Annotated in this window: 9 protein-coding genes; 6 read left to right on the top strand and 3 right to left on the bottom strand. The window is 46.9% G+C overall.

Translation table 11 applies throughout. The features are described 5' to 3' along the window. Window positions 1-182: 182 nt before the first annotated feature. Window positions 183-686 (top strand): YbjN domain-containing protein, encoded by a 504-nt coding sequence (locus JGK07_RS05575; RefSeq protein WP_293224036.1) that lies wholly within the window; start codon window positions 183-185, stop codon window positions 684-686. A 216-nt stretch (window positions 687-902) separates the two neighbouring features. Here JGK07_RS05575 and JGK07_RS05570 read toward each other — a convergent pair whose 3' ends face one another. Next, on the bottom strand, window positions 903-1,361 hold the full coding sequence (locus JGK07_RS05570) for a divergent PAP2 family protein (RefSeq protein WP_293176530.1): 459 nt from the start codon (window positions 1,359-1,361) through the stop codon (window positions 903-905). A gap of 14 nt (window positions 1,362-1,375) precedes the next feature. Then, window positions 1,376-2,305: a geranylgeranyl diphosphate synthase CrtE gene (gene crtE, locus JGK07_RS05565; protein ID WP_293176548.1), complete on the bottom strand. Its 930-nt coding sequence runs from the start codon at window positions 2,303-2,305 to the stop codon at window positions 1,376-1,378. A gap of 452 nt (window positions 2,306-2,757) precedes the next feature. Here crtE and JGK07_RS05560 point away from each other — a divergent pair, with 452 nt between their 5' ends. The 3 genes from JGK07_RS05560 (at window position 2,758) to JGK07_RS05550 (ending at window position 8,427) form a co-directional block, all read left to right on the top strand. After that, window positions 2,758-5,025 carry a family 2 encapsulin nanocompartment cargo protein terpene cyclase gene (locus JGK07_RS05560; protein WP_293195889.1) on the top strand — a complete coding sequence of 756 codons (2,268 nt, stop codon included), beginning with the start codon at window positions 2,758-2,760 and terminating at the stop codon, window positions 5,023-5,025. Window positions 5,026-5,180: 155 nt separating this feature from the next. Beyond that, a complete protein-coding gene (locus JGK07_RS05555) occupies window positions 5,181-6,590 on the top strand; it encodes a family 2B encapsulin nanocompartment shell protein (RefSeq protein WP_293224032.1) in 1,410 nt (469 codons plus the stop codon). 430 nt (window positions 6,591-7,020) lie between these two features. Then, the gene (locus tag JGK07_RS05550) at window positions 7,021-8,427 is read left to right on the top strand and encodes a family 2B encapsulin nanocompartment shell protein (RefSeq protein WP_293224030.1); all 1,407 of its coding nucleotides are present in this window, start codon (window positions 7,021-7,023) and stop codon (window positions 8,425-8,427) included. 89 nt (window positions 8,428-8,516) lie between these two features. Here the strand turns inward: JGK07_RS05550 and JGK07_RS05545 are convergent, their stop codons facing one another. After that, on the bottom strand, window positions 8,517-9,404 hold the full coding sequence (locus JGK07_RS05545) for a LysR family transcriptional regulator (protein WP_293189543.1): 888 nt from the start codon (window positions 9,402-9,404) through the stop codon (window positions 8,517-8,519). Window positions 9,405-9,515: 111 nt separating this feature from the next. Here JGK07_RS05545 and JGK07_RS05540 point away from each other — a divergent pair, with 111 nt between their 5' ends. Next, window positions 9,516-10,004 (top strand): GNAT family N-acetyltransferase, encoded by a 489-nt coding sequence (locus JGK07_RS05540; RefSeq protein WP_293176520.1) that lies wholly within the window; start codon window positions 9,516-9,518, stop codon window positions 10,002-10,004. Window positions 10,005-10,027: 23 nt separating this feature from the next. Next, entirely contained in the window at window positions 10,028-10,858 is an 831-nt protein-coding gene (locus JGK07_RS05535; RefSeq protein WP_293176546.1) for a class I SAM-dependent methyltransferase, read from the top strand. The last annotated feature ends 212 nt before the right edge of the window (window positions 10,859-11,070 follow it).

The raw sequence follows: 11,070 nt of genomic DNA, 5'->3' as shown, positions 1-11,070 counted from the left end.
AGGTAGTTGTTTTGAACGTCTAGATGTGTCTTGACAGCGTATTTAAGAGTGTCAAAGCTTCTTAAGAATCTCCGCACCTTCAGGTCGGAGAGTGTCAAAAGTCCTATTTTGCTAAGTCCTGAAGAGGAAGTAAACTGTATTGGTAAAGATTATTGGAACACTTTTCCGTTTAAATATTAATCATGACTAACAGCGAGCCAAACCCACAAACAGCTTCCGCAGAAAGCCTCTCTAGCGAAAGCGCGATCGCCTCCGAGCAGGTCGAAAAAGCCACAGCAGTGAGCTATGCCGAAGAAATTGAAACTGTGATTGCCAGCATGGCTGTAGACCAAAAAGTGATGGTCGGTCAAAATGAAGCTGGCGGACATCTTTGGAAATTCAAGTACGGGAGCGTTGAAGTGTTCGTGCAACTCACGGGCGAAACCGAAAATGATACTTTAACTGTTTGGGCTTTTGTGCTTCAGTTGCCGGCAAAGAATGAAGCTGAATTAATGCGGAAACTGCTAGAAATGAATTGGCTGGCTACTTTAGAATCTCATTTTGCGATCGTTGACAACCAAGTTGCCGTAATATCAACTCGGACGATCGCCGAAATCTCTGCTGGGGAAATGTCACGCGCTATTACTATTGTAGCCACCATCGCCGATGACAACGATGACTTGCTGCAAGCAGAATTTGGTAATTAGTCATTAGTCATTAGTCATTAGTCATTAGTCATTAGTCATTAGTCATTAGTCATTGGTAATTAGTCATTAGTCATTGGTCATTGGTCATTGGTCATTAGTCATTGGTAATTTGAACCAACTGTCAACTGTCAACTGTCAACTGTCAACTGTCAACTGTCAACTGTCAACTGTCAACTGTCAACTGTCAACTGTCAACTGTTAACTAATGACTAATGACTAATATGCAGGCCCTGCGATCCAAGAAATCGCGATTCCCAGCCCCAAACCGACGAACACTTGAAAAGGAGTGTGTCCCAGCAACTCTTTCAGGCGAGCCTCATTAAAGTTGTGGTCTTCCTCAAAAAACTCGTCGATAATTTGGTTGAGGATTTGAGCTTGTTTCCCTGCTGCTTGGCGGACTCCAGCAGCGTCGTACATGACAATAATTGCAAAGATGGCTGCGATCGCAAATTCTGGACTTTCCCATCCCATCGTTTGTCCGACTCCCGCAGCCAAAGCGCCCACAAAAGATGAGTGAGAGCTGGGCATTCCGCCCGTTGTTACCAAATACCGCAGATTAAACTTACGATTTTTGATTAATTCGATCGGCAATTTAATGATTTGAGCCGACAGACAAGCGATCAAAGCAACTATCAGTACATGATTGTGTAAGATGCCGCTGCAAATTTCCTGCATATTCTTTAGTATTTCTAGTTACTGCGGCTGGTAATAAAATCGGCGATTCCCAATAAAGGCTGGGCTTTACTTCCAAACACTGCCAATTGAGCCTTAGCATCAGCAACAAGCTCTTTGGCTTGGCGCCGAGACTCCTCAATTCCCCACAAACTCGGATAAGTCACCTTTCCGGCTTGAACATCTTTGCCAGCGGTTTTGCCCAATTCTTCTTGAGTAGCAGTAATATCCAGAATGTCATCAATTATCTGGAAAGCCAGCCCAATATTTTTAGCAAAACGCGAAAGCCGCTGCAAATCCGCAGCAGAAGCCCCAGCCAGAATTCCCCCACAAACCACGCAGGCTTCTAACAGCGCGCCGGTTTTGTGAGCGTGAATGTAGGTCAAAGTTTCTATAGAAACATCTTTCAATCCTTCCGATTCCAGGTCAAGTACCTGACCGCCTACGAGTCCAGCAGCGCCGGACGCGCGCGCCAAATGGGCGATCGTCTGCAACACCTGTAGGGGGGGTACGTTCTCAGTTTTAGTGGCGATAAATTCAAAGGCATAGCTCAACAAACCATCGCCAGCCAAAATTGCGATGTCTTCGCCGTAGACTTTGTGGTTAGTCAGTTTGCCGCGCCGATAGTCGTCGTTGTCCATTGCCGGCAAATCGTCGTGAATTAGCGACATGGTGTGGATCATTTCCAAAGCGCAAGCTGTGGGCATTGCCATTTGGGAAGTGCCACCGGCGATTTCGCACCCAGCCAGACACAGGATCGGACGTAGCCGTTTGCCCCCTGCTAGCAGTGAGTAGCGCATGGCTTCGTAAATTTTCTCTGGGTAGATGACCTGGATCGCACCGTCGAGAGCTACCTCGATCGCCTTTTTTTGTTCGACTAGGTAAGTAGATAAGTCGAAAGCGGATTCCGGTTGAGACGAATCCATTTCTGTTGCTGCAAATACCATCCCTTGCTCTCTTGTACTGAATGTGACGAAAGGATACTGTGAGTTGTTTTGGTCGATCGCGCCGACTTTTAGGGGGGCGATCGCTCGAAATCTGAGACTCAATTTAATCATTTTACGGGTGTTGTTGCACAGAAACTTATTAGTGTGGATGTCAAGGATTTAGTTTTGCTTGAGGGTTGGGATATGAAGTTGTTGACACCGGAACAGATTCGGGACTGAATCTGCTTTTCTGAGCAGTCAAGAGATGTGCGATCGATCGCTCTGCTTCACCAAACTATTTTGTTAAATTTTATTGAGTCGATCGCTACCGTGGATATGAACTAGCCTACTGTACAATCACAAACCACATATTGGACTTGGCTAGGCCGACGAGAGCGATCGCCAACCGCCACAACTCAGCCGTTGGTCGGCAAAAATACCAAGAAGACTCAACAGAAGGTTAAACGCCGATTATGCAACCATTTAAATTGCCAGAATTTTATATGCCTTGGCCGGCGCGGCTGAACCCAAACCTGGAAGCCGCGCGAGTTCATTCCAAAGCATGGGCCTACGAGATGGGGATACTTGGCTCAAAAGAAGAAGCCCAAGGCCAGCCTATTTGGGACGAACGCAAATTCGATGCCCATGACTACGCCTTGCTGTGCTCCTATACCCATCCAGACGCACCAGCAACGGAACTAGACTTAGTAACCGACTGGTATGTGTGGGTATTCTTTTTTGACGACCACTTTCTGGAAATCTACAAGCGTAGTCAAGACATGGTTGGGGCGAAGGAATACCTCGATCGACTGCCAGCATTTATGCCGATCTACCCTAACGACACCCCTCCCGTTCCCACCAACCCAGTAGAGCGGGGCTTGGCAAACCTGTGGTCTCGCACCGCCTTTACTAAGTCTGTGGAATGGCGGCAACGATTCTTTGAGAGTACCAAAAACCTCTTGGATGAGTCGATGTGGGAACTTGACAATATCAACCAAAATCGAATTGCCAACCCCATCGAATACATTGAGATGCGGCGTAAAGTTGGCGGCGCACCCTGGTCTGCGGATCTGGTGGAACACGCCGCGTTTGTAGAAGTTCCGGCCAAAATTGCCGCAACTCGACCAATGCGGGTCTTGAAAGAAACATTTGCCGATGGAGTACATCTACGCAACGACCTATTCTCCTATCAAAGAGAAGTAGAAGATGAAGGCGAGAACTCGAACTGTGTATTGGTCTTAGAACGCTTCCTCAATGTGAGTACCCAAGAGGCGGCTAACCTCACTAATGAACTGCTGAACTCACGGTTATATCAGTTTGATAATACTGCTGTCACCGAGTTACCTTCCCTGTTTGAGGAGTACGGAGTAGATCCAGTAGAGCGTGCCCATGTTCTCCTTTATATCAAAGGACTTCAGGACTGGCAGTCGGGCGGTCACGAGTGGCATATGCGATCGAGCCGCTATATGAACAAACAGGAAGCGGATAATTCTGCGACACCAACGATTCTGGGTGGGCCTACTGGACTAGGCACATCGGCGGCGCGGCTTGAGTCGTTATACGCCAACTTGGGTTTAGGAAGGTTCAAGAGCTTTACTCACGTTCCCTACCAGGCTGTAGGGCCAGTGAAATTGCCCAATTTTTATATGCCCTTCTCTACTACTTTGAATCCCAATCTGGATGCAGCGCGGAATCATTCTAAGGAATGGGCGCGCCAAATGGGGATGCTGGACTCACTACCTGGCATTCCTGATGCTTTCATCTGGAATGACCACAAGTTTGATGTTGCTGATGTAGCCCTATGCGGTGCGTGGATACATCCGAATGGGTCTGAGTATGAGCTAAATTTAACAGCTTGCTGGCTGGTTTGGGGAACCTATGCCGATGATTACTTCCCAGCACTCTACGGGAATAACCGCGACATGGCTGGCGCGAAAGTGTTCAACGCCCGACTGTCGGCGTTTATGCCTCTCGACGACTCCACCCCCCCAGCGGTGCCGACTAATCCGGTGGAACGTGGCTTGGCAGATATTTGGTCTCGAACTGCTGGCCCGATGTCTGCTAATGCGCGGACTGAGTTCCGCCGTGCGATCCAGGATATGACTGACAGTTGGGTGTGGGAACTTGCCAATCAAACTCAAAATCGGATTCCAGACCCGATCGATTATATTGAAATGCGTCGTAAGACGTTTGGTTCGGATTTGACAATGAGCTTGTCTCGACTAGCCCAGGGCGGCGAGATACCAATGGAGATTTACTACAGTCGGCCAATGCGATCGCTGGAAAATTCCGCGGCCGACTTTGCCTGTTTCACTAACGATATCTTCTCCTACCAGAAAGAAATCGAATTTGAAGGGGAAATCCATAATATCGTACTGGTTGTGCAGAATTTCCTCAACTGCGATATGATCCAGGCTGTCGAGATTGTGAACAATCTGATGACCGCGCGGGCGCAGCAGTTTCAACACATTGTCGCCACCGAACTGCCAGCCCTTTTTGAGGATTTCAACCTGGATGAAAGCACTCGCGAGAAACTGCTTGCATATGTCGAGAAACTAGAACAATGGATGTGTGGCGTACTCAAGTGGCATACGAAAGTAGACCGCTATAAGGAATTTGAATTGCGTAATAGTGCTTCCCCAGTAGTGCGACTGCTCAACGGGCCCACAGGGTTTGGCACTTCGGCAGCACACATCAAATCTTTGGTCGGTGCAAGCAGTTTTTTGGCCAATAATCGGTAAATTTGAATCGAATTGTATCTTTTTGTCAAAGATACGATTTGATTGTCTCTTTTTACAAGATAATCTGTCTTGCTAACTTAGGTTTTTCTCGATCGCCCTTCGGTGAAGTAAAACCAAGTTGTTTTTTGAGTAACTAGAAAGTGAAGAATTAGTTTATGACCTATTCCAATGATTCGGGTTCAGATGTTGAGAATCAGCAGCCTCAGTTGAGTTTAAGTACAGCAGCAGCCCGTAATTTGGCGACGACCACCAAATCTGCACCGCAGATGCAGGAAATTACCTCACGGTGGTTGTTGAAACTGTTGCCGTGGGTGCAAACAAAGGGTGGCGTATATCGAGTTAACCGTCGTTTAAGTTATACCGTAGGTGATGGAAGAGTCTCTTTCACCAACACTGGCGCAACTGTACAAGTAATTCCCCAAGAACTTACTGAGTTGCCATTGCTGAGAGGGTTTGAGGACACAGAAGTTTTAACTGCGTTGGCGAACCAGTTTGTGCAGGAAGAGTACGCAGCCGGGGACACGATCGTCGAAATAGGTCAAGCAGCCGATCGAGTATTGTTGATCGCCCGTGGTAAAGTTAACAAGATTGGTCTTGGCAAGTATGACGAGCAGGTTGTTTTAGATGTACTCGCTGATGGCGATCGTTTCGGTGATGAATCCCTAGTAGAGTCTCAAGACACCTGGCAGTATACCCTCAAAGCTCTTACCAGATGTATCGTATTAGCATTACCTCAACAGGCGTTTGAGCAAATCCTTAACCAGTCCGAAGCTTTACAAAATCAGGTCGATCAGTTCCGCGCCCTCCTCAGCCAGCCACAAACTACTGAAGGTGAAGCTGCTATTAATGTATCTGCGGGACATCGCGGCGAGACTGAGTTGCCAGGTACTTTCGTTGATTACGATCTCTCACCCCGCCAATATGATTTGAGCATTGCCCAAACCGTGTTGCGGATCAGTACCAGGGTAGCCGATCTGTACAATGAACCAATGAATCAGACCGAGCAACAATTGCGTCTGACTGTTGAGGCATTACGGGAACGTCAAGAACACGAAATGATCAACAACCCCGAATTTGGGTTGCTGCATAACGCTGACCTCAAACAACGCATTTACAGTAGCACTGGCGCACCTACTCCAGACGACATGGACGAATTGCTGGCTACGGTATGGAAAGACCCTGGCTTCTTCCTGGCTCATCCTCGCACGATCGCAGCCTTTGCTCGCGAGTGTAACCGCATAGGGATCTATCCACAAAGCATTGACATGGGCGGCCAACAAGTTCCGGCTTGGCGTGGTGTACCGATCTTTCCCTGCAACAAGATCCCCATCACAAATACCCGCACCAGTTCTATCCTCTTACTCCGCACTGGTCTTGAAAAACAAGGCGTTATCGGTTTACATCAAACTGGTATCCCTGACGAATATCAACCTAGCTTGTCTGTCCGCTTCATGGGCATCAGCGAAAAGGCAATTATGTCTTATCTCGTCACAGCTTACTACTCCGCAGCCGTCCTAGTTCCTGACGCACTCGGCATCCTCGAAGATGTAGAAGTCGGTCGTTAATTAGACCTCGACCATATTTATTGTGGAACAGGCATCCTGCCTGTTCAAAACTTGTTTTTCCAATAATTATTGTGGAACAGGCATCCTCCAATAATTATTGTGGAACAGGCATCCTGCCTGTTCAAAACTTGCTTTTCCAATAATTATTGTGGAACAGGCATCCTGCCTGTTCAAAACTTGCTTTTTTGGAGAGGTCTAAGAGGTCTATTGGTGCTGAGAGGTTAAGGCAAATGATTTTTGTCGATCGGTAATTACGCTCTATTTTAAGCGTTAAATCCAGTAGACTTCTCTCAAAAAGCTTGTCTGGAACAGGCAAGATGCCTGTTCCACAATAATTATGGGAGATGTCTAGTAATTATTGACAAAACAATTGCCTTAACCTCTCACCTATTAGAGCGGGTATTTTTGTTAGTAAGTAAAGGATGAGGTAATGACATATTCTAATGATTCGAGTTTGGAAGTTGAAGGTCAGCAACCTCAACTGAGTTTAGGTACAGCCGCAGCCCGTAATTTGGCGACGACAACCAAATCTGCACCACAGATGCAGGAAATTACATCGCGGTGGTTGTTGAAGATGTTGCCGTGGGTGCAGATAAAAGGTGGTAATTATCGGGTAAACCGTCGTTTAACCTATACTTTAGGTGATGGGAGAATTACTTTTACGAATACAGGTGCAAATATTGAGGTAATTCCTCAAGAACTGACCGAATTACCCTTATTGCGAGGTTTTGATGATGTTGAAGTCTTAACAGCTTTAGCTAGTCGCTTCGTACAACAGGAGTTTGCTTCTGGTGACATTATTGTACAATCAGGTCAACCAGTCGATCGGCTTTTCCTGATCGCTCATGGTAAAGTTAATAAATTTGGTCTTCCCAAATATGAAGAAGAACCTTTATTGGGCGCGTTAGCTGATGGGGATCATTTTGGCGATGAGGTTTTAGTAGCGTCTCAAAGCAATTGGAAGTTTACCGTTAAGGCCCTCACCCGATGCACAGTATTAGCCTTACCACAACAGGCGTTTCGGGAAATTCTGAACCAGTCGGCGGCTTTGCAGGCTCATATCGATCGAGCCGTAACTCGCGCACAATTACCACAGAATAAGCAGGGTGAAGCCACCATTGCTTTATCTTCAGGACATACTGGAGAAACTCAATTACCAGGGACTTTCGTTGACTACGAACTTTCTCCCCGCGAATATGAGTTAAGTATTGCCCAAACTGTGTTAAGGATCAATACTCGCGTCGCTGATTTGTATAATGAACCAATGAACCAGACGGAACAACAATTACGTCTGACGATTGAGGCATTACGGGAACGTCAAGAATATGAATTGATCAATAACCGTGAATTTGGTTTACTGCACAATGCTGACCTTAAACAGCGCCTCCACCCCCGCACTGGTGCGCCTACTCCTGATGACTTAGATGAATTGCTTACTCGCCGCAGAAAGTCGAAGTTCTTCCTAGCTCATCCTCGCACTATTGCAGCCTTCGGCCGGCAGTGTAACCGCCTCGGTATCTATCCACAAAACATCGACATGGACGGAAGTAAAGTTATTGCTTGGCGCGGTGTACCTCTTCTTCCTTGTAATAAGATACCCATCACCAAAAACCAAACCAGTTCTATTCTTGTGCTGCGTACTGGTGAGGAAGATCAGGGCGTGATCGGTTTACAGCAAACGGGGATAGCTGACGAATACCAACCAGGCTTATCTGTTAGATTTATGGGTATTAGTGAAAAGGCGATTATGTCTTACCTTGTTACTGCATATTACTCCGCAGCCGTGCTAGTACCTGACGCACTTGGTATCGTTGAAGATGTTGAAATCGGGCGTTAGGAGAGATTTCGGTTGGGACTAATCGATCGGCGATCGAGGTCGATCGCGCCGACTTTTACGGTGGCGATCGATCGGTACGACTCTAATCCCTAATATTGAAGACTTGACAAGTCTCTGGCTGTCTGCAAAAACCGCTGCACCGCTGGCGTGGGATTGTCGCGCCAAATTAGAGCAATTGAGACGATCGGACTTGGTTCTTGTAAATGTTTGTAAACAACCCCAGTGCGCTGGAAGTTTTGCATCGATGCGGGGACGATCGCCACCCCCATCTCGGCGGCTACCAAGCTGATAATTGTCTGCATTTGAATCGCTTCTTGACCGGCGATCGGGCTAAAACCTTCTTGCAGACACAGACTGACGATCGGATCGTACAATCCTGGAGCTAGGGAACGGGGAAATAGTATGAAAGGTTCGGCAGAAAGTTCGCGCAATTCTACAACAGCGCGATCGGCTAAATAATGCGTTTCTGGCAGCGCCACGATCAGAGGTTCTCGAAAAACGATTTCGGAATTTATGCCATCTTCCTCGATCGGAGGGCGCACGAAGCCGATATCAATGCGCCCGAACCGCAGTCGCTGCAATTGTTCGTTAGTTGTGAGTTCGTGCAGTTCGAGCTTGACGGCGGGACACCGAGTGCGAAACGCCTGCAAGATGGCTGGAACTACATTGTGCGCGGCGGAACTCACAAAGCCTACAGTGAGTTGGCCGAGTTCCCCGCGGCTGGTTTGTTTGCCAAGTTGAATAGCGCGATCGACTTGTAGCAGAATTTTCTGTGATTCCTCAAAAAAAACCTGTCCGGCTTCCGTTAGCACAACTGTCCGCTTGGTGCGACGAAAAAGTTGAAAGCCCAACTCTGCCTCCAAATGCTGAATTTGTTGACTTAGCGGAGGTTGAGCCATGTGCAATCTTTCCGCTGCACGAGTGAAATTCAGTTCCTCTGCAACGGCAATAAAGTAACGCAAATGTCGCAGTTCCATAGCTTCCCAATCATTAATATTTTAAAAGTATAAGTTATTAGCTAAAAAGATATTGGACATTGATGATGGCATTTAATACAGTAATTAATAGGTGAGATTGAGAATTAAACAATGGTTAATTTGGATATTAAAATCAGAGAAGCAGAACTTGGAGATTTAGAACTAATTCTGACTTTTATCGCGCAAAAAAGCGAGTTCGATGGAGCTAAAAATCTGTTGGCAGCAACAGCCGATAAATTGCAACAAGCGTTATTTTGTCAGTCTCCGCTAGTGCGGGTAGTATTGGCTGAAGTTGCAGGCACTGCTGTAGGATTTGCGATGTTTTATGCTACCTATTCAAGTTTGTTGGCGCAGCCTTGTCTGTGGCTTGATGATTTATTTGTGCAAGCTCCCATGCGCGGTATGGGAGTGGGTACAGCTTTGTTGAAACATTTGGCACAAATTGCTGAATCCACAAATTGCGGGCGAATTGAATGGACTGTTAATGCTAAAAATTCAGCGGGAGTTGCTTTTTATGAGAAGCAGGGAGCGCGGATTTTGGAAAATATTAGGGTTTGCAGGATTGATGAAAATGCGATCGCGGAACTCGCTAGCAAATGATTCGCTCGCTTTTGTGAAGGAGGATTTTTTTATTAACCGCAGAGAACACAGAGAACACAGAGAGAGAAGAAAGGTTTAGAGTAGTTATGATGACACAAGATTCTTGGAATACGGATCTCTACGAACAGCAACACGCTTTTGTTTGGCAATACGGCGAATCGCTCTTAGAATTACTGGCTCCGCAGGCGGGAGAAGGAATTCTGGATTTGGGCTGCGGTACGGGACAGTTAACTGCAAAGATTGCTGAAAGTGGTGCTTTTGTGCAAGGTATTGATTCTTCTTTGGCGATGATTTCCACTGCTAAATCAAATTATCCTCACATTAACTTTGTGGCGGCGGATGCGAGGAATTTTCAAGTGGAAGAGCCGTTAGATGCTGTGTTTTCTAATGCGGTTTTGCACTGGATAAAACAACCGGATGCTGCGATCGCTTGCGTGGAAAAAGCGCTGAAGCCGGGAGGGCGTTTTGTGGCTGAGTTTGGCGGTAAGGGGAATGTGGGGGCGATCGCCCGCGCGCTTTTGAATGTTTTGTCGGAAATTGGCTGCGAGGAGCCCCAATCGCTTAATCCTTGGTATTTTCCGAGTATCGGCGAGTATGCTCTGCTGCTGGAAAACCACGGTTTTGATGTGAGTTATGCGGTTTTGTTCGATCGCCCGACTCCCCTAGAAGGCGGCAGCGCTGGTATGGTAAATTGGATCGAGATGTTTGCAGGCGGGTTTTTGTCGGGTTTGTCGCCGTTCGTGCGATCGCGCGCAATTAAACAAGTTGAAGAACGTTTGCGGCCCGCTCTTTACCGCGATGGTAATTGGAGTGCAGATTATCGCCGAATTCGCGTTGTTGCTGTCAAGAAATAGTCGGCATTACCCAAATTAGCCGGAATTATCTCAGTAGGAACCGCTCATTTTTGTAAAAAGCATTTGGGTACATCTCAGTTTGGAAAATATTTTTGTAGGGGCGAAGCATGACCTCCGTCAATATGAGATTATAACGAATAACTTATATGCGGTCATGCTTCGCCCTCTTCACAAGTTAGATGTACCGAAAGCATTTTCTGATTTTATTCCTG

Origin of the sequence: Microcoleus sp. PH2017_24_DOB_U_A (genome assembly GCF_020738205.1) — a bacterium.
Classification (GTDB): Bacteria; Cyanobacteriota; Cyanobacteriia; order Cyanobacteriales; family Microcoleaceae; genus Microcoleus.
The sequence above is the reverse complement of the archived record's forward strand: the minus strand, read 5'-3'. Positions and strand labels throughout refer to the sequence as shown.

Excerpts from the sequence above, each read along its gene's own strand:
- JGK07_RS05575 (WP_293224036.1), top strand. The coding sequence starts at position 183 with ATGACTAACAGCGAGCCAAACCCACAAACAGCTTCCGCAGAAAGCCTC.
- JGK07_RS05570 (WP_293176530.1), bottom strand. The coding sequence starts at position 1,361 with ATGCAGGAAATTTGCAGCGGCATCTTACACAATCATGTACTGATAGTT.
- crtE (WP_293176548.1), bottom strand. The coding sequence starts at position 2,305 with ATGGTATTTGCAGCAACAGAAATGGATTCGTCTCAACCGGAATCCGCT.
- JGK07_RS05560 (WP_293195889.1), top strand. The coding sequence starts at position 2,758 with ATGCAACCATTTAAATTGCCAGAATTTTATATGCCTTGGCCGGCGCGG.
- JGK07_RS05555 (WP_293224032.1), top strand. The coding sequence starts at position 5,181 with ATGACCTATTCCAATGATTCGGGTTCAGATGTTGAGAATCAGCAGCCT.
- JGK07_RS05550 (WP_293224030.1), top strand. The coding sequence starts at position 7,021 with ATGACATATTCTAATGATTCGAGTTTGGAAGTTGAAGGTCAGCAACCT.
- JGK07_RS05545 (WP_293189543.1), bottom strand. The coding sequence starts at position 9,404 with ATGGAACTGCGACATTTGCGTTACTTTATTGCCGTTGCAGAGGAACTG.
- JGK07_RS05540 (WP_293176520.1), top strand. The coding sequence starts at position 9,516 with ATGGTTAATTTGGATATTAAAATCAGAGAAGCAGAACTTGGAGATTTA.